We start from the raw sequence: 25,650 nt of genomic DNA, 5'->3' as shown, positions 1-25,650 counted from the left end.
CCTCCGTTTCAGCCCCGGCACTACTTCGCCGGCGTGTACCAGATGGGTGACGTAAAGGCTCGCTCGGTGACCTTCATGGCGGTGCCGGGCAACGGCGTGACGCCGTAGCGTTTCGCGTCGTAGGCGGTCCAGCGCGGGGTCGGAATCTCGATCACCCGGCCGTAGTAGAAGGCCGGCCGACTTGGGTCGAATTCGGGATCTTTCCACACCGTGATGAGCTCGGGCGCGCCGATCGTGTTGGTCCACGTGGCATTCGCTACGTCTACCGTATCGCCAACTGATGGCAGCTTGCCATCGTTGCCGGGCTTGCGATCTCCCGACCAGACGACATCAAAAACCTTTTCGCTCACGCTGCCGTCCTTTTCGAGCCAGCCCTTGATGATCTGGTAGCGATCAAGGTTGGCGCCGATCGGGTCCTTCAGCGCGGCGACCAGAAACGTCGGTACCTTTCCCTGCGGCGCTGCGCGCAGGTCGCCGCCCATGGGCACGCCCTTGCTGTAGCCGACCTGGGCCGGCAGGCGATTGTCCGCGTCCTGGGGCACGAAATCCCAGCCCCCGAAGAAGCGCACGATCACGCGGGTGCCGGTGGTGGAGTAGGTCTCCTTACGTTGCATGGCATCCCAAATGGACGTGCGGGTGTTCTCATTAGCCCACACGGCGGCATAGCCGGAGGAGCCGACCTCCCAATCCATGATCTTCACGCCGGTCGTCTTGTTATCGATGAAGGTAGCGCCCATCCGGTGCGGGCTCGGCTCTTGCGGAACGGTCTTGCCGAAGAAGTTGTTCTCCTCCATCGCGGAGAGGGCGGTGTGCGCATCGCTGCCGCTGACGAGGCCGAACTTGTAGGGGTTGATGCCGAGGCGCTGCTCGAGCTTGAGGCCGTTCTTGTAGGCTGAACGTACATACTCGAACTCAAGCATTTCCTTCTTCTTGGCAACACTGCCGTCGAGGTTGCCCTTGTCCCAGATTTCGAACGCAGCGAACTCGTCGTTCGGCGACAAATACGGATGAGACTCGCCGGTGCCCTTGGTCTGTGTGGCCTCGTAGAGCCGCTCCCACTTGGCGCGTTGCTCCGCATAGTCGCGGTCGAGGGCCTTGCCGAAAGCCTCGACCACGGGGAACATCGTTCCGTTGCTCAAATTGCCGTTGTGGGCAATCGCCAGTACGCTGCCGCCGGTCTTGGCTTCGTAGCCTTGCATCCATTTCCACAGGTCGGCCGGATTGTCGCTGCCGTAGGGCGGATACACGGTGAACGGCTCGACCTGGCTCGCCTTGTCACCGTTGTCGCGGTAGATCACGTTGCGATGGAGGTTGTTGCCGCCGGTATTCGAGGTCCATTCGTAGGCGATGAAGGTGGTAAAGCGGCCGGGATCGTTGAACTGTTCAGCAGCCTCGATGGTCTTCTGCCACGCGCCCCGATAGGCACGCGTTCCCGGGAAGTACATCAGGTCCTTCGGAAACGTACCGTGCGAAAACTGAACGATGATATCGATCGCGGCCTCGGCGCCCTGGCCAGACTTGATCATGTCGTACCATTTGCGACCGGTCGGGTCGGCGAGAAGATCAGGCTTACCCGCGAACAGGTCCGGGAAGAAGCCCATGTTGTCGGAATGATCTGTCACCGCAAGCCAATCAAGCGGCCGGGAAAGCTTCACCGGCTGGCCCGTGTTCGAAGTGACTTGTTCGCCGCGGGCAAAGCGATAGGCGTCCTTCGGGTCGAGCCGGGCGCCGAATGCGCCGGCATCCATCGAAAACGAAGTATGCAGGTGCGTGTCGCCAAAGAACGGTCGCGTGGGAAACTCGCGATTCACGTAAGGCGAATAGGCGGGCTTCTGCAGGGATTGTTCGAGCTGATCCTTTTCCGGCGCGCCAACGTCCTGGGCGAATGTTGGCGAGATGAAACAGGCGGCACTCAACCCGGTAACGATCTGCAACACCGTTCGTTTCATGTGTTTCCTCCCCAAAATCGATGAGCCACGTCAAATGCAGCGATACGCTCGATTACCCAAAACATGGCAAGACTCCCGATGGCATAAGACGTCGCGACGCTTGCCCAGCGGATTCTCGATCTGTGAAAACGCAGAAACCAAAAGGAGAGGCACACCGTCGCTGCGATGAACAGCAGCTGGCCGATCTCCACCCCGATGTTGAAGAACAGGAGCGCCAGCGGCACGTGTCCTTCCGGCAGCCCTACCTCGCGCAGCGCGCCGGCAAAGCCGAATCCGTGCAACAGGCCAAAAGTGAACGCGACCAACCACGGCGCTCTTGCCGCCAGGCCTTCACGCCCCTGCTGCAAATGCACGATCTCACCGGCCACAAACACGATGCTCAAGGCAATCACCGCCTCGACCGGAGCAGCCGGCACATGCACATAGCCGAGCGTCGCCAGTGCCAGCGTGATGCTGTGCGCGACCGTGAATGCGGTTACCGTCTTCACCAGCAGCCAGGTCCCGCGGGTGAGGATCAGCAGCGCCAGCACGAACAACAGGTGGTCGATACCGAACAGGATGTGCTCAACACCCAGCCTGAGATAGACGCCGGCGACCGACCAACCGGTCTGCTGCAGGGGTATCATTGCTGCCGGCTCTTGCGGAGTGAGCCGCCGCACCCAGTTGGTTCCGTCAAGGAAGACCATGCGCACCAGGGCGTCTGTCATGGTGTTTTGCAGTCCATCGATGCGCACCGTCTGTCCACGCAACGGAACGAGCGCGCGAAAGCGCCACGTTTGCACGGCGGCATCGACGGCAGCACGCCTCGTCATGGGCGTGAGGTCTTCTGCGCTGCCGGAGAAAGTCGCCGTGAGCGCCAAGCGAAGCTGCCCGCGCATCGGCGTCTTGAACAGGACGTCGAATTCACCGGGCCGCTCTTCGCGCACTTCAAGATAGGAGGGACGAACCTCATGGGCCGAACAGGGCGTCAGCCACGCAAGGCCCCAAGCCGCAAAAATCGCGATCATGGCGAGCTTGACGGAGTGGTGCGCCCAGGAGCGAAGCTTGCGTGAGCGGCGCGCTGTCACGGCTGCCTCGAGGAGGCGGCCGCGATCGGCACCATCAGCGGCTTTAAGGCGTCATCGACGACAAGACGGTATTTCTTGCGCAGTCCCGCGAGATACAGTTCCTTCGCCGTTCTCTCCTCCTCGCTTCTCCACGCCTCGACGACCTGCTCGCGCAGATCGGCAAATGGACGTAATTGGCCTTCTTGCCGGGTCGAAACGCGCACCAGGTGCTGGCCGTACCCTGATTCGATCGGGCCGCTCCAGACACCGGGCTCAAGCGAGAACACCGCCCGTGCAAAGGCGCCGCCGAAAGCCGCGGACACAGACTGCTCGGTCTCGTCGCGGAAATCAGCTTCGAGCAACAAGCGGTCGCCCAAGGCTGCCGTCGAGAGCGCGCCGTCGTCGCGTAGCCGCTGCAATGTTGAGGTGGCGTCCGACTGCGCGTTGGCGCGTTGCTGCGGGCTGAAATAGACCTGCGTGAACGAGATGCGTGCATCGCTGCGGAAGAGCTGGGCATGCCCGGCGTAGAACTGCTGCAATTCGGTATCCGATGGTTCGGCCCGGCGTGCGGTATCCTCAACAAGAAAGGTCAGTTTCTGCGCCAGGCGTCGCCGGACGATCACGTCGTTATCTTCGAGTCCCAGGGAGCGCGCCTCGCGTGCGAGCAGCAGTTCATCGGTGTAGTCCGTGACCAGCCCGCGCAGCTCTTCCGGTGTTGGCTGACGCCGCCACTGAGTGGTCCAGTTTTGTGCCAGCCACTCGATATCGCCAGCGCCGACCTGGAGGGACGGGGTTTGGCCCGCGTTCGGATCTTCCGGCGCGCGATTCATCCAGGCATAAGCGCCGAACAAGGCAGCGCCTGCGATCAAGAAATGAAGCAAAGGCTCTTTCAACAGCTTCATGGTAGACTCTGTAGCGACCAGCGTATCGCGTCAGGTAAAGGTCGCCTTCACGCCCACATCTTGATCCAGATCAATCGCCCGGCGTCGCGCCGGCGTGTCGCGGAACACAGGCGAAAGCGGGCAATGTCCGCATCGGGCTATTCTCGACGGATTCATCAGCGATTGTCGGTAGGTTGATGTCCGCCTCTGCCCGTAAGCGCCGAACGGGGGCTGAGCCAGGAGCGTTGCGTTTGGCCGGACTCCCGTGATTCAAACTCTCAAACTGTTCGCTCGAATCATGCGCTACGAACTCGCCGACTATGAATGGACTGCCATAAGGCCGATGCTACCGAACAAGCCGCGTGGCGTTCCTCGAGTGAACGATCGACGTGTCCTCAATGGCATCTTCTGGGTGCTCCGATCAGGGAGCACCCTGACGTGATCTGCCGGAGGCGTTTGACCCATACACCACTTGCTACAACCGGTTCGTCCGCTGGCGGCGGGCTGGTGTCTGGGGCCGCATCATAGAAGCGATTGCCGCCGCCCATGATGCCGCTGTCCAGATGATCGACACCTCCATTGTCCGCGTGCATCAAGAATCAAACAATGTCGTAGCGTGGCGACGCGGTACGACAGGCTTGCCGCTAACTATCTTGCCTTCGTTCAACTCGCGTCAATCAGGCTATGGCTGCGCCTTAATGAGTCCGCGCCCACTACTTTGGCAGATTGTTGATTTTGCCGCGTTTTATAGGATTCCCGAATCAATTTTTCAATGATTCATGGGTGGTCGGCTCTGGGAGGGCTGACCATGCCCGGGCGCAATTTCGGAATATTAGAAGAATGTTCCTGAGTTGCCCGACGTGTCAAGTCGCCCTGGCCGAGCGCCGGCCGCCGCCGGCTACTTTGCATGGGGTTGTTTTCGATATTTTGGCAGCGCCGCCTGCGACGGCCCCATAACTCATTCTGCTCTAGTGCCGCACCACCAGCACCGAGCATTTGGCGTAGCGCACCACGTGCCCGGCATTCGAGCCGAGGAAGTAGGTGCGCATCGCCGGCCGGTGCGAGGTCATCACGATCAGGTCGGCCTTCATGGTCGCGGCCTCTTCGAGGATCTCGTGATAGATGCCGCCCTGGCGGACCACGCCCGAGATGCGGGAGGGCGCGATGCCGGATTCGCGCGCGACGATCGCAAGCGCCTCTTCCGACGTTTCGCGTTGCTGGCTGTCGAAATCCGCCGGCACATATTCGGCGAGCATCACCGGCGTCATCGGCAGCACGTTGAGCAGACGCACCGCCCCGTTCCATGTCTGTGACAGCGTCGCGGCGGTTGCGATCGCCGGCTTCGCCAGGTCGGTATCGGCGAGGTCGATCGGAACGAGAATGGACTTGTACATCTGCGCCTCCTGTCCGCGATTGGTCTGGAGCCGTTTGGTCCCTGTGCCGGGACGCGCGCCTTCTTTTTCTTGAAGTCGGTCTGGTATCGACGCGAACCGGTCCCCCTGTCGCGCAGAGGTCAATATAGCATGGCGGCGCGGCGCTGTCCGCTTGCGTCAGCTGCGCGAGGCCTGCTTCAACAGTTTAGGGCTGACGAATAGGACGAGCTTGCCGCGCCGGAACGAGACGTCGTTCCAGTCGTCGGTCGCGAAGTCGAAGACGGCGAGCCCCGAGGTCGGCAGATTGTCGCCGAGCGCGCGCTTTGCGGCCTCGTCGCCGCTGCCGGTCAAGGTCAGCGCGAGCTCGTGCATGCCGGGGTTATGGCCGATCAGCATCAGCCGCTTCGGATCGGTGACCGAAGCCATCCGGATCGCGGTCAGCAATTGCGCCGGATCGGCGCCGTAGAGGTCCGGCACGAATTCGACTTTCGCCGCAGACCCGGCGCCCTTCAGCACCTCGCGCACGATCTCCCAGGTCTGCCTGGTGCGGACAGCCGGCGAGACCAGCGCCAGATTGGGCAGGGGTGGATGACGGGCGATCCAGCTGCCGATCTCCGCTGCGTCGCGGTGGCCGCGCTCGTCGAGACGGCGGTCTTGGTCGTGCCCCGAAGGCGCGTCGTGTTCGGTTTTGGCGTGACGCAGCAGCAGCAAACGGCGCATGGACTTCCATTCTCGATTCGGTCAGGTCGAATTAATTCTACAGGCTCATGCCCTGGACAAGGTGACAAGCGCCGCAGCGGTCCGTAAGAAACGCCATGAGCGAGAGTTCCACAAGTGCGGCGGACGGCCCCGATCAGGCGGCCTCGCCGTTCCGCGACCGTCTGGCGTTCGACCTCGACGTCGACATTTGCGTGGTCGGGGCCGGGCTGGCCGGCCTGACCGTGGCGCGTGAGGCGGCGCGGCTCGGTGCGAGCGTTGCGGTGCTCGAGGGCCGCCAGATCGGCTGGAACGCCTCCGGTCATCATCTCGGTACCGTGATGCCGGGATTCGGCCTGCCGATATCAGATGTGATCGAGCGCGTCGGCCTCGACGATGCCCGCGAACTGTGGGCGCTGTCGAAGGAGGGCGCCGACTATGTCCGCGCCACCGCTACCGAAGATTTGATCCCGGGCATCAAGCCGAGCGACGGCGCGCTGGAAGTCTCCAATGTCGATGTCGGCGAGGCGCTGATCGGCCGTCTGCAGACGCTCGGCGAGGATTTCGCGACCGAGGTCGAGGGCTGGCAGGTCGATCGCGTGCGCAGCGTGCTCAGGACCGGCCGCTATTTCCACGGCATCTATTATCCGAAGGCGTTCCAGATCGATGGCCGCAAATATGTGCACGGCCTCGCCGCGCTGGCGATGCGGGCAGGCGTGCGGATCTTCGAGGAGACGCCGGTCGTCAGCATCGATTTTTCGGGCATCCGCAAGCGCATCGTGACGCCGACGGCGCGGTTGCGGGCCAACCATATTGTCCTCGCCGGCAATATCCATCTCGGTGCGCCGTTGAAGCGGCTGTCCGATACGCTGCTGCCGGTGTGGCGCTACGCGGCGTTGACCGAGCCGCTCGGGGAGCGGCTGGCGGAGTCCATCGCCTTTCCCGGCTCGGTCGTCGACAGCGACGGCATCGACCATTTCCGTGTCGTCGATGGCGATCGGCTGTTGTGGGCCAGCCCCGAAACCACCTGGAACGCACGGCCGGAGCGCCTCGGCGCCGCAGTGCAGCGTCGCGTCGCCACGGTGTTTCCGCAACTCGGCAAGGTTCCGGTCGCGGAGATGTTCGGCGGCGCGGTCGGCGTCACCGTGCACGGCATGCCGCAGATCGGCCAGTTGCGCCGGGGCCTGTGGGTGGCGAGCGGCTTCGGCCGGCAGGGACTCAACACCTCGGCGCTCGCCGGGCAGCTGATCGCGCGCAGCATCCTGTGGGGCGACGACCGCTGGCGGCTGTTTTCGCCGTTCGAGCTGGTCTGGGCCGGCGGTACCACCGGCCGCGTCGCCGGTCATTTCGTCAGCCTGTGGGCGAGGGGGGCCTCGTCCGTGGCAGGTGTTCTGGCGCGCTACCGCGAGGGTGCACGTGCGAAGGAACGCCTGCGCGAGGCGCGGCTCGCCGAGGCCAATCTCAGGGCGGGAACCCGGGGACCCGCACTCCGCCGTCCACCCCCGTCGGCTGTGCGGCCGGCGCATCCGCCCGCGCCCAGGCAGATCGAGGACGGCGAGGCGGCGTATCCGGATGCCTCGCAAGAAAGTGAGCGGATCTCCGACGGGCGGATGTAACGTCCGCCGGCGGGATTCGTATCTGTTGACGAACCTCGGGGCACGCCCCCTGAGCCGTCCGCACCGGAGATGATTGATGATCGATCGCCGCATCCTGCTTGCTTCCGTCGCCGGCCTGTTCGGCTTCGCCGCCTTCCGCTGGCTGCGCGCCTCGCCGGCGCAGGCCGCCGAGAAATTCGAGATCGAGAAGACCGACGCCGAATGGCGCGCCCAGCTGACGCCGCAGCAATACGAGATCCTGCGCAACCAGGGCACCGAGCGGCCGGGATCGAGCCCGCTGCTCAAGGAGCACCGCAAGGGCACCTTCGCCTGCGCCGGCTGCGACCTGCCGCTGTTCTCGTCCGAGACCAAGTATGAGAGCGGCACCGGCTGGCCGAGCTTCTGGAAGCCGCTGGACAATGCGGTCGGCACGACGTCGGACCGCACCTTCGGCATGGTGCGCACCGAGGTGCATTGCCGCCGCTGCGGCGGCCATCTCGGCCACGTCTTCGACGACGGCCCGAAACCGACCGGGCTGCGCTACTGCATGGACGGTTTCGCGCTGGTGTTTCACCCGGCGGCGCCATCGGCGACCTGACATTCCTTCCCGGCAATTGTTGCCGCTCCCGGCAAATGTGCCCCGGTCGAACGACCGGGGCATTTTTTTCAAGCGGATGATTTTGTTACGTTTTGTTTCGTGGCACGACCTTTGCGACATGCTCCGCCGATGCGGCCATTCCTGTGATTGCCAGCCGCCGGGAATCGAATTGGAGAACATGTCATGGGTATCTTCGGCGCTCTCACGACGGCTGTCGGTGGCTTGCGCGCAGGGTCGTACGCGCTCGAAAACATCTCCGGCAACATCGCCAACTCGCAGACCACCGCCTTCAAGCGCATCGATACCTCGTTCCTCGACCTCGTCCCGCAGACCGCGCTGACCGCGCAACTTGCCGGCGGCGTCACCGCGCAGTCCCGTTCGACCAACTCGGTGCAGGGCGACGTCCAGTCGGCATCGGTCGCGACCTTCATGGCGATCAACGGCAACGGTTTCTTCGCGGTGCAGAAGCCCGGCAGCTTCACCGACGGTGCCCCGGTGTTCGATGGTGTCGACCGCTACACCCGCCGCGGCGATTTCCAGCTCAACAAGGACGGCTATCTCGTCAACGGCGCCGGCTACTATCTCGAGGGCGTGCCGATCGACCCGACCACCGGCAACCCGGCGGGCTCATCGCCGCAGGTGCTGCAATTCAAGAACGACTTCCTGCCGGCGCAGCAGACCACCAAGATCGACTATCGCGCCAACCTCGCGTCCTATCCCTTGACCACCGCGCACGACACTTCGGTTCCCGGTTCCGAGCTGATCCGGCCGGGCGCGTTCAGCAGTGGAAACAATCCGTTGGTGCTGGGCACGCCGGCTGCGCCGTATACCGATTCCGCGATCACCGGCACCGCGCAAAACAACAAGGCGACGCCGTCGGTGGCCATTACCGCCGCGACCCTGCTTTCGGGCGCAGCCGGCACCGATTCGATCAATACCAACTTCAGCGCCGGCTCTGCGGGCCCGCCCGTCGTGCCCGCCGACACGATCACGGTCAACGGCACCGTCATCACCTTTGTGGCGTCGGGGGCGACCGGCAACCAGCTCAACGTCACCGATAGCATCGGAACGCTGCTCGCGAAGATCGACGCGATTACCGGTACCACGACGCCATCGACGATCAGCGGCGGCAAGATCACCCTGCACTCCGGCAAATTGGCCGATCTCAACGTGACGAGCTCGAACGCGACCGCCTTTGCGGCGCTCGGCTTCACCGGGTCGGCGGTTGCGGTTCGCGGCGGCGGCGGCACGGTCGGCACCGGCCAGGTTGTCGGCAACGACAACTCGACCTTCCTGAACGAATCCGTCTCGGGCGGCGCCGTCACGGCCTACGACGTGTCGGGCGCGCCGGTGAACCTGCAATTCCGCTGGGCCAAGACCGACAGCTCCTCGCTGGGCAGCGGACATACCGACACCTGGAACCTGTTCTATCAGGTCAATCCCAATGCGACCGGCACGCAGGTCTCCTGGCAGAACGTCAACGTCAACTTCACCTTCGCCTCGAACGGCCAGATGTCGCCGGCGATCTCCTCGGTGGCGCTCACCAATGCCGTCGTCAACGGCGTGTCGCTCGGCAGCCCCGTGATCAATTTCGGCTCCGGTGGCGTGACCCAGTTCGCCGACGCTAACGGCAACGTTCAGGTGAACCAGATCCAGCAGGACGGTTTCCCCGCCGGCCAGCTGCAGTCGGTCAGCGTCTCGACCAACGGCCGCATCGTCGGCAACTACACCAACGGCCGCAACATCGACCTCGCCGAAATCTCGGTGGCGACCTTCAACGGCACCAACTTCCTCAAGCGCATCGACGGCGGTGCGTTCGAGGCAACCGACGAGTCCGGCGCGGCGCTGTTCGGCAAGGCCGGCACCATCGTCGGCTCCTCGCTCGAGAGCTCGAACACCGATATCGCCGACGAATTCACCAAGCTGATCGTGACCCAGCAGGCCTATTCGGCGAACACCAAGGTGATCACCACAACCAATTCGATGGTGCAGGATCTCCTGAACGTGGTGCGCTGATCGCATCGTTGCTGCACGTGTGAAGAAGTAAAGGCGAGTACACATCATGGGTTTGAGCCAAGCCCTTTCCACCGCGATGTCGGGCCTGCGCGCCACGCAGGCCTCGCTCTCGCTCGTGTCGTCGAACGTCGCCAACGCGGAGACGCCCGGCTACGTCAGGAAGACGCTCAACCAGGTCACCGGCACCACCGGCCAGTACGGATCGAGCGTCCTCATCACCGGCGTCAACCGCCAGCTCGACGAATTCCTGCAGACCCAGCTTCGCACCGAGACGTCGGGCGCGGCCTATGCCGACGTCCGCTCGGATTTTCTGGCCAATTTGCAGGGCGTGTACGGCAATCCCGACTCCACCGGCACGATCGAGGACGCCTACAACAAGTTCCTGACCGCGCTGCAGGGGCTGTCGACCAGCCCGGAATCGCAGTCGGCCCGCATCGGCGTGATCAATGCCGCGCAATCGATGGCGCAGCAGCTCAACGCGACCTCGCAGGGAATCCAGACGCTGCGCGCCAACGCCGAGGCCGGCATCAGCGACTCCATCAACAGCGCCAACAATGCGTTGCAGCAGATTGCCCGCCTCAATGTCCAGCTGGCGGCCAATGGCGGCACGACCGATGCCTCGACCGCGGCATTGCTCGATCAGCGCGACCGCTACGTCACGCAGCTCTCGCAGCTGATGGACATCCGCACCGTCACCAACAGCCAGAACCAGGTGAGCGTGTTCACCAATTCCGGCGTGCAGCTGGTCGGCACCGAGGCCGCGACGCTCAGCTTCAACGCCCAGGGCACGATGACGCCCAACACGTTGTACAATACCGACCCGACCAAGAGCACGGTCGGCACCATCACCATCACGTTCCCGCATGGCGGCACCTATGACATGGTGTCGACCAACTCGATTCGCTCCGGCAAGATCGCCGCCTATCTCGAGTTGCGCGACAACACGCTGGCGCAGGCCCAGACACAGATCGATCAGTTCGCGGCCGCGATGTCGAGCGCGTTGTCGGACAAGACGACCGCGGGCACCGCGGCGACGGCGGGGGCGCAGTCCGGCTTCGACCTCGACCTCTCGGGGCTGCAGAACGGCAACACCATCCACGTCTCCTACAAGGACAACACCACTGGCCTCACGCATAATCTGTCGATCATTCGCGTCGACGATCCGAACGTGCTGCCGCTGAGCAATACCGCGACCGTCGATCCGAACGACGAGGTGCTGGGCATCGATTTCTCGGGCGGCATGAGCTCGGTGCTGTCGCAGCTCAACGGCGCACTCGGCGGAACCGGCCTGCAATTCTCCAATCCGTCCGGGTCGACGCTGCGCGTGCTCGACGACGGCGCCGTCAACAAGGCCGATGTGACCGCGGCGTCGGTCACGTCGACGGTTTCGTCGCTGACCTCGGGCGATCCGCACCTTCCACTGTTCACCGACAATGGCGGACTCTATACCGGCGCGATCACCGCGAACGGCTCGCAGACCACCGGCCTTGCCGCGCGCATCAGCGTCAACACCGGCCTGATCGGCGATCCCTCGCGCATGGTGGTGTACTCGACCAATCCGCAGACGCCGGCCGGCGACACCACGCGCGCCAACCTCGTTCTGAACCAGCTGTCGAACGCCTCGTACAGCTATTCGCCGCAGACCGGCCTTGGCACGTCAGGCGCGCCGTTCACCGGCACGCTGCTCAATTTTGCCAAGCAGTTCATCAGCCAGCAGGGCGAGTCGGCGACCGCCGCCAAGCAACTGGCTGACGGCCAGGACGTCGTGCTGAACACGCTGCAGACCAAGATGGACTCGACCTCCGGCGTCAACATGGACGAGGAGATGGCGCATCTGCTTTCGCTGCAGAACGCCTATTCCGCCAATGCGCGCGTGATGTCGTCGATCAAGCAGATGTACGACGCGCTGCTGCAGCTCACGTGAGGGTAACATGTCGATCGACGGCGTAAGCGGCAGAACTTCCTATATCGGCACCACGATCCTCAACCTGCGGAATCAGCTCAATGACCTGACCACGCAGCTTGCGACCGGCAAGGTATCGACGACCTATGCGGGGCAGGGGCTCGATCGCGGTTTCGCGCTCAGCCTGCGCACGCAGATCAGCGGCATCAACGCATTCTCCGATACCGCCACCAACCTCAACACGCGCCTGAGTGTCGCGAACCTCACCCTGCAGGGCCTGTCCGACGTCGGGACCCAGGTGAAGAACGCCGCGACGACGGCGACGCTGACGCTCAACGACAGCGGCCAGACCTCGGGCCAGATCACGGCGCAGGCGGCCTTCGCCAACGCGGTCGCGATGCTGAACAGCCAGTCGGGCGACCGCTATCTATTCTCCGGTCGCGCGATGGATACGCCGGCCACGGTGTCCGCCGATACCATGCTCAAGGGCACGGCAACCCAGGCCGGCCTGACGCAGCTCATCAATGAGCGCAAGCAGGCCGATCAGGGCGCCGGCATGATGGGACGCCTGAGCGTCTCGTCGCCGCCGGCGACCACGACGGTCACGAGTATCGCCGAGGACGGCTCGCCGTTCGGCCTGAAGCTCTTGTCGGTGCAGTCGTCGTTGACGGGGGGCGCGACGGTGACGCAGCCGACCGGCACGCCGAAGACCGCGTCGGTCGATCTCGGCGCCGTCAATCCGAAGGACGGCGACAAGATCAAGTTCAACTTCACGCTGCCCGACGGCACCACCGAAGCGATCGAACTCACGGCGACCACGACGAACCCGCCGCCCGCCGGTTCGTTCCTGATCGGCACCGACACCGCGGCGACGACGGCCAACCTGCAATCGACGCTGACCTCGTCGATCAAGACGTTGAGCGACACGTCGCTGGTCGCGGCGTCCGCGGTCGCAGCGTCGAACAATTTCTTCAATCCGGTCGCGACCGTCTCGGGCGCCGCGGTCAACAACCAGAACACGCCGCCGGCGCCGATCAGCGGCGCCACGGCGCTTTCGGGGGCGACGGGCACCGACTCGCTGTCGACGAGCTTTGCCGCCGGCGATACCATCACGGTGAACGGCACGCCGATCACCTTCGTGGCCTCGGGCGCCACTGGCAACCAGGTCAACGTCACCGACAGCGTGCAGACGCTGATGGCCAAGATCGACCAGATCAGCGGCACCAAGAACCCGTCGACCATCAACAACGGCGCGATCACCCTGCACGGCGCCGACGGCGAGAGCCTGTCGATCTCGAGCTCCAATACCGCCGCACTCGGCGCACTCGGCATCGCCAGCAACACCACCGCAGCGCCGGCGCCGCTCAGGGTAGGGGGACCGCCGTTCGACACCGCCACCAACCTGGTCGCGGGCACGCCCGGCAACACCGTCTACTGGTACACCGGCGAGAACGGCCCGGGGTCGGCGCGCGGCACCGCGGTCGCGCAGGTCGATCAGTCGATCACCGTGCAGTATGGCGCGCGCGCCAACGAGCAGGCCTTCCGCTATTTGCTGCAGAACGTCGCGGTGTATGCAGCCGTCACCACCAATGCCAGCAACCCGAATGCGAGCGCGCAGGTGACGGCGCTCGCGCAGCGCGTCAGCGGCAACCTCGCCCCGCAAAACGGTCAGCAGCAGATCCAGGACGTGCAGGCCGAATTCGCCGGTGCCCAGACCGCGACCAAGGCGGCCACCGATCGGCAGACCCAGCTGAAGGGGATGGCGGAAACGATGCTCGACTCGGTCGAGGGCGTCAATCAGGACGAGGTCGCGACCAAGATCCTGGCGCTGCAAACCAGCTTGCAGGCGTCGTACCAGACCACGTCGATGCTGTATCAGACGACGCTGCTGAAATATCTGCCGATCAGCTGATCACGCGCCCCTGAACTCCAGCCAGCAAAAAGGCCTCCGCGCGGAGGCCTTTTTCGTGTGTGCCGAGCATGACCGGCAGCTTGGAGGTGGAAGTCCTCTATCCAGCCTGATGACGGTGAAGGATTAGCGAAGCGCAAGGGCGTCATCGCGAGGTGGGGTCTGAAGGAAGCGTGGAGCAAAGCCGCGGCCCGATGGACAAAAACCGGATAACGAGGCCTACCCGGCCGGACGAGCGAGCACGTGATCGCGAAGTCCACGGTCATCAAGGGCCGGGGTGGTAAATCCGGCGGGCGTGCGGCGAAGGCGGTCGATCTTACCTCGGGAGATCTGCGCTGCGTCTCGGCAACGAGACTGAGGTCGTCGTAAGGCGATCTGACCGCAGTGCAGAAGTCAGCAGAGGGCATAGTAGGCGGAACGAGTTTCGCCGAAGGCCTGAACGCTGGAAGTGACGAGTAGATGCAGCGATATCGCATCGGCCATGCGACTGAATTCCGGGCAACTGGCCTCGGAACGGCGGGAAGGGGTGAAACCCTGACTGACGCTGATCAGAGGAGTCGAAGCTGGCGCGACGATTGCTGACACCCAAACTACGGCGGCAACAGAACAACTCTTGCCGCTTAATCCAGCGAACCGCCGTATACGGACCCGTATGTACGGTGGTGTGGGAGTTGCGCCTTGCAAGCGCGTTGAAGTCTGCCGTCTGAGATGACGGCCGCGGCAAAGCCTAGCGAGCAGCCGCGAACCGAGTCTTGCGTGGCGTCCGGTAACGGCCGTTGCGAAGCGTAGACAGGGAGGTTGTAGGCCGGAATGAAGTGAACGGGAAAATAGCCCCGAAATCGAACGTGATCGGAGTAGCCGACCCTGTCTCTCAAAGGGGAAGGCGGAACCGCAGGCCGCGACAACGCGAGCGGTCAGAGGTGCTCCCGGGGTTCGTACCGCCAGCATGCAATCAAAGGAAGCAGCGTGAACAAGGGAGATCCATCCGGTTCAAGCGCAAGCTTGTAAGACCTGCCAAGCCGCTGAGGTGAGAAGGGTCTGACGACCGGGTGGAAGTCAGACTGACCGATAGTACTCCGAGGACGGGAGAGCCGGCCACATGGGGAAGCGGTCAGCGGTAGTTGAATTGTTCTTGGGCGACATGGGCTCCATTCAACGGGAGTTACGGCCTTCTATGCAAAGAGAAGATCAGCTGACCATGGAAACGAAACTTGAACAAATAGCAGTGAAAGCTCGGCGCGAGACAAATCTTCGCTTCACCTCGTTGGCCCATCACATCACGCGCGACCGAGTGCAAAAGAATCTATTACAGATTCCGAAGCGCTCCGCCGCCGGGGTGGACGGACAGACGGTGGAGGCGGCGAAGGAGAGCTTCGAGGACTGGATAGGGCCAATGCTCCAATCCATCCATCGCCAGGGATATCGGGCGCCGAACATTCGGCGGGTCTATATCCCCAAGCCCGGTAAGACGGAGAAGCGCCCCCTCGGGGTTCCAACTGTCGCCGACCGGGCGCTCCAGCGCAGCACGGCTGAGGTGCTGGCCGCTATTTACGAGCAGGACTTCTTACCCTGCTCGTTCGGCGGCAGGCCGAAGCTCAGCGCCCATCATGCCTTGGCGACCCTCAATGAGGTGATCGCCGGCGGCATGATCAGCTGGGTGTTGGAGGCGGATTTGAAGAACTTCTTCGGGAGTCTCGATCATGATCGGGTCCTCCGGTTTGTCGAACATCGAGTCGGTGATCCGCGCCTGATCAGCTTGATCCGGCGCTGGTTGAAAGCGGGCATCCTGGAAGACGGAGCGGTGCACCCGAGCGAACAAGGAACGCCACAAGGCGGATCGATCAGTGTGCTTTTGAGCAACCTCTACCTTCATTACGTTCTCGACCTCTGGTTCGAACGCGTGGTGAAGGGTCGGTTGCGGGGCGAAGCCCGACTGGTGCGCTATATCGACGACTTTGTGATCTGCTTCCAATATCGATCGGACGCCACCCGCGTACAGGAGGCCTTGCGTCTTCGGTTGGGGAAGTTCGGCCTCACTCTAGAGCCGACCAAGACCAAGTTGGTCGAGTTTGGTCGGTTCGCGCAAAGACATGCGGGCAAACGCGGTAGAAACCGCCCGGAAACAATCTACTTTCTGGGGCTGACGCTCTATTGCACGCGAAACCAAAAAGGCAACTTCAAGGTTGGGATGCGCACCGAGAAATCTCGGCTAAAGCGCAGCCTTATGTCTCTGCAGGAGCTGATGCGGCAAATACGGCATTACAAGATCAGTGACCAGGCCGATGAAATCAACCTCGTCCTGCGCGGCCACTATGGCTATTACGGCGTCGCCGGAAATCTCCGGAGCCTCGTAAAAGTCTATCGGGCCGTGGAGCGTTACTGGCGCGGAATGCTGCGCAGCCGCAGCTGGGCAGGCCGACGCCTCACTTGGGACGCCTTCAACCAAATCAAAGAACGGACACCGTTGCTGAAGCCTAAGCTGCGCCTCCCTTATCGGGAGCTGCAAGCGCTTGCAGTGCTGTGAACCAACTGTCGAAGAGCGTCGGTGCGGGAAATCCGCACGCCACGTTCTGTGGGAACCGGGGGCGGGCGACCGCCTCCGGTGACCCGGTGGGAGGGGCTGCGAGGCTCCCCCCTATCCCGATTCAGGCGAGTGGGGCTAGAGCGTTTTCAAGCGACGTGGACGCCGGTTCGCGCGAAGAAACGCGTCAAAACAAGAAGCTCTACGCGCTCTTGCGTGTGTCGTCCCGTTCGGCGTTCTGCTGGTCGCGCGCGGTTTCCAGCAGCTTCTCTTCGTGTGCGATCAGCTTCTTGGATTCCTTCAGCGCGTGATAGAGGTCGCCGTTGAGGATGAAGTTGTTGACGCTTTCGATGAAGGGCCACGCGCTCGGCATCGCGGTGATGATGTCGCGCACCAGACTGAAATAGGTCGGGTGGTGCGCCATCGGGTCCGGCGACAGATACATCAGCTGCACGGCGAGATAGATCAGCTTCGCGGGCGTATCCGCGGTCTCGGGCGTCAGGATATCCTTCTCGCGCAGGATCGGGATGCGGTCGCCGTCGATCAGCAGGCGGGCGCGCTGGTCGGTGTTGGTGATCACGCAATTGCCGACGATGATGCGTTCGTTCGGTTTGAGTTCGACCTTCAGGGCCATGACCGTTCTCCTTTGCCTGCAGTCGCGCGATGTCTTCGCTGGCGGAGCGAAGTGGTTCGGCACTGCTTAGCAGCCGCCGTTGCGGGCAGGGGCCGATGCGACAGCGATCCTTTCCCATGATGGTTAATGCTTGGTGAACGAGGGGCGGGCGCTAGCGTCGTTATCTAGCCGGAATTGTCAGTCGTCTCAGTAGTTTTCGGGGCGAACCTCGCCCAATGGCGATAATTTTATTCTTCGGCCTTTGTCTCAAATACCGTGCCGGAGATTTCTTTTTCCTTCGCGGCCAGACCGCAGGATCGGCCATCCGCCCGATCAGAAAGGATTGGAGCGGCTTTTTCCTCAGTTTCACACCAGAAAGGTATGAAAATGTCCGATATCATTCTCTCCTCCTCCGTTCGCCAGAACCTCCTCTCCCTCCAGTCCACCGCCGATCTGCTCTCCACGACGCAGAACCGCCTTGCCACCGGCAAGAAGGTCAACACGGCGCTCGACAACCCGACCAACTTCTTCACCGCGCAATCGCTCGACAACCGCGCCAGCGACATCAACAACCTGCTCGATGGCATCGGCAACGGCGTGCAGGTGCTGCAGGCCGCCAACACCGGCATCACCTCGCTGCAGAAGCTGGTCGATACCGCGAAGTCGATCGCCAACCAGGTGCTGCAGAGCCCGACCGGCTACACCACCAGGTCGCAGGTCACCTCGACCGCGGCGCTCGGCGGCACGTCTGCCAACCTCGTCGACGGCACCACGATCAAGAGCGGTGACGTGCTGACGATCGCGGCTTCGGCCGGCCAACCCGCCTTCAGCTTCACCTTCGGGGCCAGCACGTCGCTGGCGCAGCTGAACACGTCGCTGGCGGCCAGCAACCTGACGGCGAGCCTCGACAGCTCCAACAAGCTTGTCATCACCACGACCAATGACGCGGCGTCCTCGACGATCGGTGCGGTGACCTTCACCAACACCGGCGGCGGCACCGCGACGTTCAGCGCGGCCGGCACGGCCCCGGTCGCCGACCAGGCCTCGCAGTCGGCGCGTGCCGCTCTGGTGACGCAGTACAACAACACCATCGCGCAGATCACGACCACGGCGCAGGACGCCTCGTTCAACGGCATCAACCTGTTGAACGGCGACAGCCTGAAGCTGACCTTCAACGAGACCGGCAAGTCGACGCTCAGCATCACCGGCGTCACCTTCAATGCCAGCGGCCTCGGACTGAAGGCGCTGACCGCCGGCACCGACTTCCTCGACAACAACTCGGCGAACAGCGTCATCTCGTCGCTGAGCTCGGCGAGCTCCGCGTTGCGCAGCGAAGCCTCGACGCTGGGTTCGAACCTGTCGATCGTGCAGATCCGTCAGGACTTCTCGAAGAACCTGATCAACGTGCTGCAGACCGGTTCGTCCAACCTGACGCTGGCCGACACCAACGAGGAAGCGGCCAACAGCCAGGCGCTGTCGACCCGCCAGTCGATCGCGGTCTCCGCGCTGGCGCTCGCCAACCAGAGCCAGCAGAGCGTGCTGCAGCTGCTCCGCTAAACGCGCCGGCAAGTGCTTCGAGAACGGCGGGGGAAACCCCGCCGTTTTCTTTTGTCTCCGGGATATTACGGTGTCTGTCCATGCCGTCAGAACGACGCATTTCGTAACGCCTGCTAACCATATTTAAAGGCGCCGGATGCATAAATATCGGGCGCTAGAATTGCGTCTTCGCGGCTCGAGAAATCCGCATCCCATCGAGGTCATTGAATGTCGAATGCAGCCCAGGCCTACGCTCGTACCTCCACGACGACGGCGTCCCCACGTGAAATCGAAGCGCAGGCGCTGTTGAAGGCCGCGCGGCAGCTGCAGGAAGTCCAGACGAACTGGAATGGTCCCGACAAGGCGCTCGATCACGCGTTGCTGTTCAACCGCCGGCTGTGGTCGATCTTTCTCAGCGCCGCACAGGGCGACGACAATCCGCAGCCGCTCGAGATTCGCCAGAACATCGCCAATATCGGCGTGTTCGTGATGAAGCAGACCGTCGACATCCAGATGAATCCGGATCCGGCGAAACTGAAGTCGCTGATCGATATCAACTGCAATATCGCCGCCGGCCTCTCGGGTCGCGGCTGATCGATCGATTCCTGACGGAGCCCTCGGCATGGCCGACGTGTTGAGCATCCTGTCGGCCAACTACAAGGCCGCCGGCCTGACGGTCCCGTCGAAGACGCCCTATGTGGCCGTCGATCCGAACCTCTATGAGGGCAGCTGGAGCGGCAAGTACGCCAACAACAAGTCGTTCAACATCTCGGTGTCGAACGTCGACGGCTTTCGCGCCAAGGTCCACTACCAGAGCGACGGCACCAGCAAGTATCAGGACGTGCTGATCAAGGATGGCGGGTTCCGGATCGGCGATACCAAGTTCGCGCTGGTGCAGCAGGGGACGGCGTTGATCGCCAATGTCGTCACCGATCCGGCTACTGGAGCGACCTATCTCGACAAGGCCTACGCCACGCAGAAGACCTGAGCGGTCCTTGCTCCGCGCCTAGGCGCGACGATCGGTGGCGCGCACCCGCGTCGGCGCGTCCTTGCTGAGATCGAGCGCGTGGAAATAGGCGCGGCGGCGCAATACGGCTTCTTCCGGAAACTGCCTCACCACCAAATTCGTGCGATTGTCGACCACCTGATAGACCACGGCGCGCGCGTCGCGGTCGATGATGACCTGGTCGCTGACCGACGGAGCCTGATTTGAAATCGATGCGTTGACGGCGTCGGGATCGATGGTGACGCGCACGCTCGGCTCCGGAGCGGTGACGCTCTGGCTCGCCGGCAGTTCAGTCTTGACCGCCTTCTGCGCCGTATCGCTCGTGGGAGAGACCATCGGCGCCGCGACCGGTGCCCCCACCGGCTTGATGTTGAAATCTGTACTCATGGCAGCCTCGTAGTGCACAGGCACTAGTTTGCTTGAGTCAAATCCCAACCCCTCACGGTCCGCAACTCTACGGGGAACCTCTCAACAGGCTGTTAGAAAACACGCTGAATGCCGCGCTGCCGGGGCGGCGTCGAATTGAGCTAAATTGTAGGCGTAGGCGTCAGAGTGTGCGGCTGATCGCGATCGGCGTCATGTTGCGGGGGCCCGGCGTGGCGCGCTGTCCGCTTGCGGTATAGGTGTTCGGAATGTTGCGGCGCTGCACCTCGGCATTGACGCCGCGCACGATGCCTTCGGAGACGGCGTGCGCCGTTGCAAGCACGGTCAAATTGACCTGCAGCATGGCGCGGAACGTCTCGTGATGACGGCGCAGTGTCGCGAGCAACTCGGGATCGGTCTGCGACAGCATCTTCTGCATCGATTTCAGATGCTCCACCGCGAGCATGTAGCGCCGCGACAGCTCGGACTTCTGCGGCTCGAGCCGCATGCTCTCGCGGATCTTGCCGGCGCGGACGAACTCGGTCTCCTGCTCGATCACGGCAAGCAGGCCGCTCATCACCTCGGTCAGCTCGTTGGCGAGACGCGCGACGTCCGGCGGCGTCGACGTCGCGGACCGCGCGGCGGAGGCGGATGCTACTGGCCGCGGCTGCTGTGGACGCTGGTTCATCGCGCTGCTCCTTGAAACCCTAGCTCTTGTTCGCCTGCTGCAGGATCAGCGAGCGGAACACTTCGTTGGAAATGCCGACGCCGCCGGCCTTGGCGAAATTCTTCGAGTATTCGTCGGTCAGCATCGACCGCCACGCGCCGGTGCCGACGGTGTCGCCGTACGGGCCATCGCCCTTCAGGCCGGTCGTCATCTGCGAGAACATCGAATTCAGGAACATCGATTCGAAATCGGTCGCGGTCGCCTTCGCCTTGGCGGCCTGCTGCGGCGTCACCTTCTTCAGCGCGTCCTGCAGCACGGGATCGGGGCGGCCGTTGAACATCGGCATCAACGCCTTGTTCGGCATGCTGCCGGTGGTGCTGTTGATCAGGCTCGCCATCACATCACCTCGATGTCGGCTTCGATCGCGCCGGCGGCCTTGATCGCCTGCAGGATGCTGATGAGGTCGCGCGGTCCGATGCCGAGGCCATTGAGGCCGTCGACCAGCTGCTGCAGCGAGACGCCGTCCTTGACCACTGCGAACTTCTTGCCGTCCTCGCTGACGCCGACGCTGGTGCGCGGCGTCACGACTGTCCGGCCGCGCGACAGCGGATTGGGCTGGCTGACCTGCGGACTCTCGGAGATCGAGACGGTGAGATTGCCCTGCGCGACCGCGACGGTGGCGACGCGAACGTCGCGGCCCATCACGATGATGCCGGAGCGCTCGTCGATCACGATCTTGGCCACCAGATCGGGATCGACCTGCAGCTGCTCGATCTCGGTCAGGAAGGCGACGACGTTGCCCTTGAACTCCGTCGGGATCGCAAGCTGCACCGTGGAGGGATCGATCGGCTCGGCGGTCTTGACGCCGAGATAGTCATTGACCGCAGCGGCGATCCGCTTGGCGGTGGTGAAGTCGGCGTTGCGCAGCGCGAGGCGCACATTGGGCAGGCGGTTGAGCGCGAATTCGATTTCGCGCTCGATGATGGCGCCGTTGGCGATCCGGCCGACGGTCGGCACGCCGCGCACGACGCTGGCGGCGGCACCTTCGGCCGCGAAGCCGGCGACCGCCACCGATCCCTGCGCCACCGCATAGACATTGCCGTCGGCGCCGAGCAGGGGGGTGACGAGCAGGGTGCCGCCCTGCAGGTTCTTGGCATCGCCGAGCGCCGAGACGGTGACGTCCATGCGCGTGCCCTGGGTGCCGAACGCCGGCAGATTGCCGGTCACCATCACGGCGGCGACGTTGCCGGTGCGGATGGTGGCGCCGCGGATGTTGACGCCCATGCGCTCGAGCATCGCCTGCAGCGATTGCTTGGTGAAGGGGATGTTGTTGAGCGTATCGCCGGTGCCGTTGAGGCCGACCACGAGGCCGTAGCCGATCAGCTGGTTCTGGCGCACGCCCTCGATATTGGCGAGATCCTTGATCCGCGACGTCGCGGCCGCCGGCATGACGGAAGCCGCCAGCGCCAGCAGCGCGGCGCAGGCCACTCCGAACAGATTTGCGATGCGGATGCCGGGCATCCCGATGCTCCCCTCGAACTGAACTCGCGGATCGCGCGACACTCCCATGACGGCGATCCGCCATTAACCATGCGAGCTGCGTGCCACTCTGCTTCGCTTGGGCAATGTGTTGATATATTTATCGAAATTGTCGGGTCGTCATTTTGCTCCGGTTCGCCAGGGAGCGCGAAACTGCCGCGCGGCGGCAGAAATTGCCGGGTCGTTTACGCGCCGTTAACCATAAAACAGCGATGCTCGGCCCATTCAGGCCTGCGGGATCATCACGACGATGCGCATCTACGGACCGAACGGCACCACGCTTGGCACGTCCACCAGCGCCACGCGGCGCACCTCGTCGAGCGGCTTCTCGCTGCCGGATGCGACGACCGCGCAGGAGGAGGTCCGCTCCACCGCGGCGCCGAAGGCCGCCGCCAGCCTCGATGCGCTGCTCGCGCTGCAGGGCGTCGAGGACCCGACCGAACGCCGCAAGCGCTCGGTGGCCCGCGGCAAGGGCGCGCTCGACGTGCTCGATGCGCTCAAGCTCGGCCTGCTGTCCGGCAATTTCGATTCCTCCACGGTGAACCGGCTGCGCGACGCCGCGGCGAGCCTGAAGGAATCCTCCGGCGACCCCGGCCTCGATGCCGTGCTCGGCGAGATCGAACTGCGCGTCGAGGTCGAGCTCGCCAAGGCCGGGCAATACTAGGCTCCTCCCGATCAACTCACCTGTCCGACGCCGCTGGTGCCTGCAGGTGCCTCAGGCCGCCAGCGCCTTGCGCTGCGCGTCGTAGCGGCGCTGCGCGGCCAGCACGTCCTTCAGATTCCGTTCGGCCCAGTCGCGCAGCGGATCGACGGCTTCGGCGAGCGTCGATCCGAGCGGCGTGATTGAATACTCCACCGTCACCGGCACCGTTGCGATCGCCCGGCGGCGCAGCAGCCCGTCGCGCTCCAGGCTTTTCAGCACCTGCGACAGCATCTTCTGCGAGATGCCTTCGATCGCGCGTCGGAGCTGGTTGAAGCGCATCGGCTCGCTGCGCAGCAGCAGCAGGATCAGCACCGCCCATTTGTCGCCGACCCGGTCGAGGATCTGGCGCGTCGGGCAATTGGCGGCATAGGCGTCCGGCTTGAGGCTCGTGGCTTTCATCGCGGTTACTCCGGCGTGATCAGGTGAGGCGAGAGTGCCTTCTTCACACCTACATCCTTTTCGCTATCTAGTCACCATTGGAAACCATCAATCGGAGACTTGAGATGAAGATCGCCATCGCCGGCGCGTCCGGCCAGGCCGGCTCGCGCATCACCGCGGAACTCGCCCGCCGCGGCCACGCCGTCACCGCCATCGCCCGCAACCCGGAGAAGATCGCCAGCCTGCCCAATGTCACCGCCCGCAAGGGTGACGCGAACGACCAGGCCGCCTTGGCCGCGCTGTGGGCCGGCCACGATGCCGCGGTCAGTTCGATCCATTTCCTGGCCAGCGACCCCGCCAAGCTGATCGGGGCGGCCAAGGCATCCGGGGTCGGCCGCTATCTCGTGGTCGGCGGCGCCGGCAGCCTTGAGGTGGCGCCGGGCGTCCGCCTGGTGACCACCCCCAACTTTCCGCCCCAATACAAGGCCGAGGCCTCCAAGGGGGCTGAATTCCTCGACCTGCTGCGCCAGGAGAAGGACCTGAACTGGACCTTCTTGTCGCCCTCGGCGCTGTTCGTGGCCGGCGAGCGGACCGGCAAGTTCCGCCTCGGAACCGACCAGCTCCTGACCGCCGCCGACGGCAAAAGCTCGATCTCCTTCGAGGATTTCGCAGTTGCACTCGCCGACGAAATCGAGCGCCCGGCCCATATCCGCCGCCGTTTCACGGTCGGCTATTGAGAGGGCAGGGCCGTCCCCGGGCAGGGCGGATAAGTTTGCCTGTGCAAGGCCTTGGGGGCGGCCCGCCTTTCGCGGTGGCAGATATTGTCTGTCACATGACGTGGCTATATAAGGCGCCGCGCGGAGGAGTTGTGTTCCCTCCGCCTGACAGGGACATGGCTGCCTTTGGAAAAGCTGAAGAACTACCGGCCGACTGAAAAAGAGCCTTTCATGAATGAGCGGCAGCGCGATTATTTCCGCGCCAAGCTGCTGGCCTGGAAGGATGAAATCCTCCGCGAATCGAAGGTCACGTTGCAGACGTTGCAGGAAGAGAACGTCAATCATCCCGACCTCGCGGACCGAGCGTCCTCGGAAACCGACCGCGCGATCGAACTTCGTGCCCGCGACCGTCAGCGCAAGCTGATCTCCAAGATCGACGCGGCGCTCCAGCGCATCGAAGACAACACCTACGGCTATTGCGAAGAGACCGGTGAACCGATCTCGCTGAAGCGGCTCGAAGCCCGCCCGATCGCAACGCTGTCGGTGGAGGCGCAGGAACGCCACGAGAAGCGCGAGAAGGTCTATCGCGACGAATAGTGGCGACGGATCGCCACGGATTGCTGCCGGCGCGTACCGGTTGTACGTTCGCGCCGCCATGATGACACGCACTCTCAGCATCGCTTCGGTGTTTTTGCTGGGCTGATCCCGCTTCCTCCTGGAAGCGCTGAGCGGCCCCACGAGCTTTCGCTCCTGGGATTCCAGTGAAACCGAATGAGCCGGTCAGGTTCCGCGCATCGCGGAGCATCGATGGCTGGCGACAGTTTGAGAGACAATCATGACCCATCGAAACGACGCGCGTGCGCTTGACGGCGCGCAGATCGAGCAATTCATCCAGCAGGGCTTTGTCCGGATCGACAGCGCCTTTCCCCGGGAACTCGCCGACCGGGGACGCGCCATCATGTGGCGCGACCTGCCATGCAGCGAGCACGACCCTTTGACTTGGACCCAACCGGTGATCCGGTTGCCGGGGTACGGCGGTACGCCGTTTCGCGAAGCGATCAACACGCCGCTACTGCACCGGGCGTTCGATCAGATCGCCGGTCCCGGCCGCTGGCGTCCGCGCGACGACATCGGAACCTTTCCGGTGCGCTTCCCGCATCCGGACGATCCCGGCGATGCTGGCTGGCACATCGACGTCAGCTTCCCCGGCGAGGATTGCGACCCGAACGAGCGCAGCGACTTCTCCGCCTGGCGGGCCAATGTCGTCTCGCGCGGCCGGGCGCTGCTGATGCTGTTCCTGTTCTCCGACGTCGGCGAGGACGACGCGCCGACCCGGATCAGGGTCGGCTCGCATTGGCCGATGGCGCGCCACCTCGCGCCGGCGGGCGAGGCCGGGCGCGCACGCATGGTGCTCGACGATGTCGGCGCCGACTGCGAGGTCGCGCTCGCGACCGGGGAGGCCGGCACGGTCTATCTGTGCCATCCGTTGCTGGTGCATGCCGCGCAGAAGCATCGGGGCACGACACCGCGCTTCATGGCCCAGCCGTCGCTCGCTGCCGGCGAACCGTACCGGCTGGAACGTGCGGACGGCGCGTATTCGCCGGTCGAGATCGCGATCCGAAAGGCGCTTGGCATGGAGTGA

Annotated in this window: 25 protein-coding genes and 1 pseudogene; 14 read left to right on the top strand and 12 right to left on the bottom strand. The window is 63.8% G+C overall.

The genetic code is table 11. The features are described 5' to 3' along the window. Window positions 1-20: 20 nt before the first annotated feature. The 3 genes from ACVMDN_RS23015 to ACVMDN_RS23005 are packed head-to-tail and all read right to left on the bottom strand — an operon-like array spanning window position 21 to window position 3,897. Complete coding sequence (locus tag ACVMDN_RS23015) at window positions 21-1,949, bottom strand: DUF3604 domain-containing protein (protein WP_456834969.1); 1,929 nt, start codon at window positions 1,947-1,949, stop codon at window positions 21-23. Further along, entirely contained in the window at window positions 1,946-2,956 is a 1,011-nt protein-coding gene (locus ACVMDN_RS23010) for a HupE/UreJ family protein (protein ID WP_076825829.1), read from the bottom strand. The genes ACVMDN_RS23015 and ACVMDN_RS23010 overlap by 4 nt, the downstream gene beginning before the upstream one ends. A 56-nt stretch (window positions 2,957-3,012) precedes the next feature. Then, window positions 3,013-3,897, bottom strand: a complete 885-nt coding sequence (locus ACVMDN_RS23005; protein WP_076825693.1) for a peptidyl-prolyl cis-trans isomerase — start codon at window positions 3,895-3,897, stop codon at window positions 3,013-3,015. 277 nt (window positions 3,898-4,174) lie between these two features. On the opposite strand from ACVMDN_RS23005, the pseudogene ACVMDN_RS23000 reads away from it, so the two are divergent. Next, a pseudogene (locus ACVMDN_RS23000) lies at window positions 4,175-4,478 on the top strand (transposase); the annotation flags it as partial. A gap of 366 nt (window positions 4,479-4,844) precedes the next feature. On the opposite strand, the gene ACVMDN_RS22995 reads toward ACVMDN_RS23000, so the two are convergent. Continuing rightward, the gene (locus tag ACVMDN_RS22995; RefSeq protein ID WP_076825691.1) at window positions 4,845-5,270 is read right to left on the bottom strand and encodes a universal stress protein; all 426 of its coding nucleotides are present in this window, start codon (window positions 5,268-5,270) and stop codon (window positions 4,845-4,847) included. A 156-nt stretch (window positions 5,271-5,426) separates the two neighbouring features. Then, window positions 5,427-5,969, bottom strand: coding sequence for a SixA phosphatase family protein (locus ACVMDN_RS22990; RefSeq protein WP_253623679.1), 543 nt, complete (start codon window positions 5,967-5,969; stop codon window positions 5,427-5,429). A gap of 95 nt (window positions 5,970-6,064) precedes the next feature. Between ACVMDN_RS22990 and ACVMDN_RS22985 the strand changes: the two genes are divergently transcribed. The 6 genes from ACVMDN_RS22985 to ltrA all read left to right on the top strand — a co-directional run bounded on the left by ACVMDN_RS22985 (window position 6,065) and on the right by ltrA (window position 16,490). Then, window positions 6,065-7,561, top strand: coding sequence for an NAD(P)/FAD-dependent oxidoreductase (locus ACVMDN_RS22985; protein ID WP_253623680.1), 1,497 nt, complete (start codon window positions 6,065-6,067; stop codon window positions 7,559-7,561). A gap of 76 nt (window positions 7,562-7,637) precedes the next feature. Beyond that, entirely contained in the window at window positions 7,638-8,138 is a 501-nt protein-coding gene (gene msrB, locus ACVMDN_RS22980; protein ID WP_141340720.1) for a peptide-methionine (R)-S-oxide reductase MsrB, read from the top strand. Window positions 8,139-8,321: 183 nt separating this feature from the next. Beyond that, window positions 8,322-10,154: a flagellar hook-basal body complex protein gene (locus ACVMDN_RS22975; RefSeq protein WP_141340721.1), complete on the top strand. Its 1,833-nt coding sequence runs from the start codon at window positions 8,322-8,324 to the stop codon at window positions 10,152-10,154. 46 nt (window positions 10,155-10,200) lie between these two features. Further along, complete coding sequence (flgK, locus tag ACVMDN_RS22970) at window positions 10,201-12,078, top strand: flagellar hook-associated protein FlgK (RefSeq protein WP_168855002.1); 1,878 nt, start codon at window positions 10,201-10,203, stop codon at window positions 12,076-12,078. Window positions 12,079-12,085: 7 nt separating this feature from the next. Then, the gene (locus tag ACVMDN_RS22965; protein ID WP_076825681.1) at window positions 12,086-13,969 is read left to right on the top strand and encodes a flagellar protein; all 1,884 of its coding nucleotides are present in this window, start codon (window positions 12,086-12,088) and stop codon (window positions 13,967-13,969) included. A 1,138-nt stretch (window positions 13,970-15,107) separates the two neighbouring features. After that, complete coding sequence (gene ltrA, locus ACVMDN_RS22960) at window positions 15,108-16,490, top strand: group II intron reverse transcriptase/maturase (protein WP_456835857.1); 1,383 nt, start codon at window positions 15,108-15,110, stop codon at window positions 16,488-16,490. 199 nt (window positions 16,491-16,689) lie between these two features. On the opposite strand, the gene flbT is transcribed toward ltrA, so the two are convergent. Both flbT and ACVMDN_RS22950 read right to left on the bottom strand, forming a co-directional pair. Continuing rightward, a complete protein-coding gene (gene flbT, locus ACVMDN_RS22955) occupies window positions 16,690-17,121 on the bottom strand; it encodes a flagellar biosynthesis repressor FlbT (RefSeq protein ID WP_028337700.1) in 432 nt (143 codons plus the stop codon). Between the two features lie 227 nt (window positions 17,122-17,348). After that, entirely contained in the window at window positions 17,349-17,501 is a 153-nt protein-coding gene (locus tag ACVMDN_RS22950; RefSeq protein ID WP_159109478.1) for a hypothetical protein, read from the bottom strand. On the opposite strand from ACVMDN_RS22950, the gene ACVMDN_RS22945 reads away from it, so the two are divergent. The 3 genes from ACVMDN_RS22945 to ACVMDN_RS22935 all read left to right on the top strand — a co-directional run bounded on the left by ACVMDN_RS22945 (window position 17,488) and on the right by ACVMDN_RS22935 (window position 19,624). Next, window positions 17,488-18,657 carry a flagellin N-terminal helical domain-containing protein gene (locus ACVMDN_RS22945; RefSeq protein ID WP_253623681.1) on the top strand — a complete coding sequence of 390 codons (1,170 nt, stop codon included), beginning with the start codon at window positions 17,488-17,490 and terminating at the stop codon, window positions 18,655-18,657. The genes ACVMDN_RS22950 and ACVMDN_RS22945 overlap by 14 nt on opposite strands. A 207-nt stretch (window positions 18,658-18,864) precedes the next feature. Then, the gene (flaF, locus tag ACVMDN_RS22940) at window positions 18,865-19,230 is read left to right on the top strand and encodes a flagellar biosynthesis regulator FlaF (RefSeq protein ID WP_016846762.1); all 366 of its coding nucleotides are present in this window, start codon (window positions 18,865-18,867) and stop codon (window positions 19,228-19,230) included. 28 nt (window positions 19,231-19,258) lie between these two features. Next, entirely contained in the window at window positions 19,259-19,624 is a 366-nt protein-coding gene (locus ACVMDN_RS22935; RefSeq protein WP_016846761.1) for a hypothetical protein, read from the top strand. A gap of 18 nt (window positions 19,625-19,642) precedes the next feature. On the opposite strand, the gene ACVMDN_RS22930 is transcribed toward ACVMDN_RS22935, so the two are convergent. The 4 genes from ACVMDN_RS22930 to ACVMDN_RS22915 all read right to left on the bottom strand — a co-directional run bounded on the left by ACVMDN_RS22930 (window position 19,643) and on the right by ACVMDN_RS22915 (window position 22,193). Next, complete coding sequence (locus tag ACVMDN_RS22930; protein ID WP_076825676.1) at window positions 19,643-20,029, bottom strand: hypothetical protein; 387 nt, start codon at window positions 20,027-20,029, stop codon at window positions 19,643-19,645. 160 nt (window positions 20,030-20,189) lie between these two features. Continuing rightward, complete coding sequence (locus ACVMDN_RS22925) at window positions 20,190-20,693, bottom strand: hypothetical protein (protein WP_253623682.1); 504 nt, start codon at window positions 20,691-20,693, stop codon at window positions 20,190-20,192. A gap of 19 nt (window positions 20,694-20,712) precedes the next feature. Next, complete coding sequence (gene flgJ / locus ACVMDN_RS22920) at window positions 20,713-21,069, bottom strand: flagellar assembly peptidoglycan hydrolase FlgJ (RefSeq protein WP_028337696.1); 357 nt, start codon at window positions 21,067-21,069, stop codon at window positions 20,713-20,715. After that, window positions 21,069-22,193 carry a flagellar basal body P-ring protein FlgI gene (locus tag ACVMDN_RS22915; RefSeq protein WP_038385504.1) on the bottom strand — a complete coding sequence of 375 codons (1,125 nt, stop codon included), beginning with the start codon at window positions 22,191-22,193 and terminating at the stop codon, window positions 21,069-21,071. The genes flgJ and ACVMDN_RS22915 overlap by 1 nt, the downstream gene beginning before the upstream one ends. A 268-nt stretch (window positions 22,194-22,461) precedes the next feature. Here ACVMDN_RS22915 and ACVMDN_RS22910 point away from each other — a divergent pair, with 268 nt between their 5' ends. After that, a complete protein-coding gene (locus tag ACVMDN_RS22910) occupies window positions 22,462-22,875 on the top strand; it encodes a flagellar assembly protein FliX (RefSeq protein ID WP_057016669.1) in 414 nt (137 codons plus the stop codon). Window positions 22,876-22,926: 51 nt separating this feature from the next. Here ACVMDN_RS22910 and ACVMDN_RS22905 read toward each other — a convergent pair whose 3' ends face one another. Continuing rightward, window positions 22,927-23,313, bottom strand: a complete 387-nt coding sequence (locus ACVMDN_RS22905; protein ID WP_028337693.1) for a winged helix-turn-helix transcriptional regulator — start codon at window positions 23,311-23,313, stop codon at window positions 22,927-22,929. A gap of 104 nt (window positions 23,314-23,417) precedes the next feature. Between ACVMDN_RS22905 and ACVMDN_RS22900 the strand changes: the two genes are divergently transcribed. From ACVMDN_RS22900 to ACVMDN_RS22890, 3 genes are all read left to right on the top strand, one after another. After that, window positions 23,418-24,029, top strand: a complete 612-nt coding sequence (locus ACVMDN_RS22900; protein WP_076825672.1) for an NAD(P)-dependent oxidoreductase — start codon at window positions 23,418-23,420, stop codon at window positions 24,027-24,029. A gap of 210 nt (window positions 24,030-24,239) precedes the next feature. Beyond that, window positions 24,240-24,605, top strand: coding sequence for an RNA polymerase-binding protein DksA (gene dksA / locus ACVMDN_RS22895; protein ID WP_170991616.1), 366 nt, complete (start codon window positions 24,240-24,242; stop codon window positions 24,603-24,605). 238 nt (window positions 24,606-24,843) lie between these two features. Then, window positions 24,844-25,650 (top strand): phytanoyl-CoA dioxygenase family protein, encoded by an 807-nt coding sequence (locus tag ACVMDN_RS22890; protein ID WP_253623683.1) that lies wholly within the window; start codon window positions 24,844-24,846, stop codon window positions 25,648-25,650.

This window comes from Bradyrhizobium sp. USDA 4510 (genome assembly GCF_054059095.1).
This window is presented reverse-complemented; position numbering and strand designations above follow the sequence as displayed.

Excerpts from the sequence above, each read along its gene's own strand:
- ACVMDN_RS22975 (WP_141340721.1), top strand. The coding sequence starts at position 8,322 with ATGGGTATCTTCGGCGCTCTCACGACGGCTGTCGGTGGCTTGCGCGCA.
- flaF (WP_016846762.1), top strand. The coding sequence starts at position 18,865 with ATGTCGAATGCAGCCCAGGCCTACGCTCGTACCTCCACGACGACGGCG.
- ACVMDN_RS22900 (WP_076825672.1), top strand. The coding sequence starts at position 23,418 with ATGAAGATCGCCATCGCCGGCGCGTCCGGCCAGGCCGGCTCGCGCATC.
- ACVMDN_RS22905 (WP_028337693.1), bottom strand. The coding sequence starts at position 23,313 with ATGAAAGCCACGAGCCTCAAGCCGGACGCCTATGCCGCCAATTGCCCG.
- ltrA (WP_456835857.1), top strand. The coding sequence starts at position 15,108 with ATGGGCTCCATTCAACGGGAGTTACGGCCTTCTATGCAAAGAGAAGAT.
- ACVMDN_RS22950 (WP_159109478.1), bottom strand. The coding sequence starts at position 17,501 with ATGATATCGGACATTTTCATACCTTTCTGGTGTGAAACTGAGGAAAAA.
- ACVMDN_RS22890 (WP_253623683.1), top strand. The coding sequence starts at position 24,844 with ATGACCCATCGAAACGACGCGCGTGCGCTTGACGGCGCGCAGATCGAG.
- ACVMDN_RS22985 (WP_253623680.1), top strand. The coding sequence starts at position 6,065 with ATGAGCGAGAGTTCCACAAGTGCGGCGGACGGCCCCGATCAGGCGGCC.
- ACVMDN_RS22965 (WP_076825681.1), top strand. The coding sequence starts at position 12,086 with ATGTCGATCGACGGCGTAAGCGGCAGAACTTCCTATATCGGCACCACG.
- ACVMDN_RS23005 (WP_076825693.1), bottom strand. The coding sequence starts at position 3,897 with ATGAAGCTGTTGAAAGAGCCTTTGCTTCATTTCTTGATCGCAGGCGCT.
- ACVMDN_RS23010 (WP_076825829.1), bottom strand. The coding sequence starts at position 2,956 with ATGATCGCGATTTTTGCGGCTTGGGGCCTTGCGTGGCTGACGCCCTGT.
- ACVMDN_RS22910 (WP_057016669.1), top strand. The coding sequence starts at position 22,462 with ATGCGCATCTACGGACCGAACGGCACCACGCTTGGCACGTCCACCAGC.
- ACVMDN_RS22945 (WP_253623681.1), top strand. The coding sequence starts at position 17,488 with ATGTCCGATATCATTCTCTCCTCCTCCGTTCGCCAGAACCTCCTCTCC.
- ACVMDN_RS22930 (WP_076825676.1), bottom strand. The coding sequence starts at position 20,029 with ATGAGTACAGATTTCAACATCAAGCCGGTGGGGGCACCGGTCGCGGCG.
- ACVMDN_RS22995 (WP_076825691.1), bottom strand. The coding sequence starts at position 5,270 with ATGTACAAGTCCATTCTCGTTCCGATCGACCTCGCCGATACCGACCTG.
- ACVMDN_RS22990 (WP_253623679.1), bottom strand. The coding sequence starts at position 5,969 with ATGCGCCGTTTGCTGCTGCTGCGTCACGCCAAAACCGAACACGACGCG.
- dksA (WP_170991616.1), top strand. The coding sequence starts at position 24,240 with ATGAATGAGCGGCAGCGCGATTATTTCCGCGCCAAGCTGCTGGCCTGG.
- ACVMDN_RS22915 (WP_038385504.1), bottom strand. The coding sequence starts at position 22,193 with ATGCCCGGCATCCGCATCGCAAATCTGTTCGGAGTGGCCTGCGCCGCG.
- ACVMDN_RS23015 (WP_456834969.1), bottom strand. The coding sequence starts at position 1,949 with ATGAAACGAACGGTGTTGCAGATCGTTACCGGGTTGAGTGCCGCCTGT.
- msrB (WP_141340720.1), top strand. The coding sequence starts at position 7,638 with ATGATCGATCGCCGCATCCTGCTTGCTTCCGTCGCCGGCCTGTTCGGC.
- ACVMDN_RS22935 (WP_016846761.1), top strand. The coding sequence starts at position 19,259 with ATGGCCGACGTGTTGAGCATCCTGTCGGCCAACTACAAGGCCGCCGGC.
- ACVMDN_RS22925 (WP_253623682.1), bottom strand. The coding sequence starts at position 20,693 with ATGAACCAGCGTCCACAGCAGCCGCGGCCAGTAGCATCCGCCTCCGCC.
- flgJ (WP_028337696.1), bottom strand. The coding sequence starts at position 21,069 with ATGGCGAGCCTGATCAACAGCACCACCGGCAGCATGCCGAACAAGGCG.
- flbT (WP_028337700.1), bottom strand. The coding sequence starts at position 17,121 with ATGGCCCTGAAGGTCGAACTCAAACCGAACGAACGCATCATCGTCGGC.
- flgK (WP_168855002.1), top strand. The coding sequence starts at position 10,201 with ATGGGTTTGAGCCAAGCCCTTTCCACCGCGATGTCGGGCCTGCGCGCC.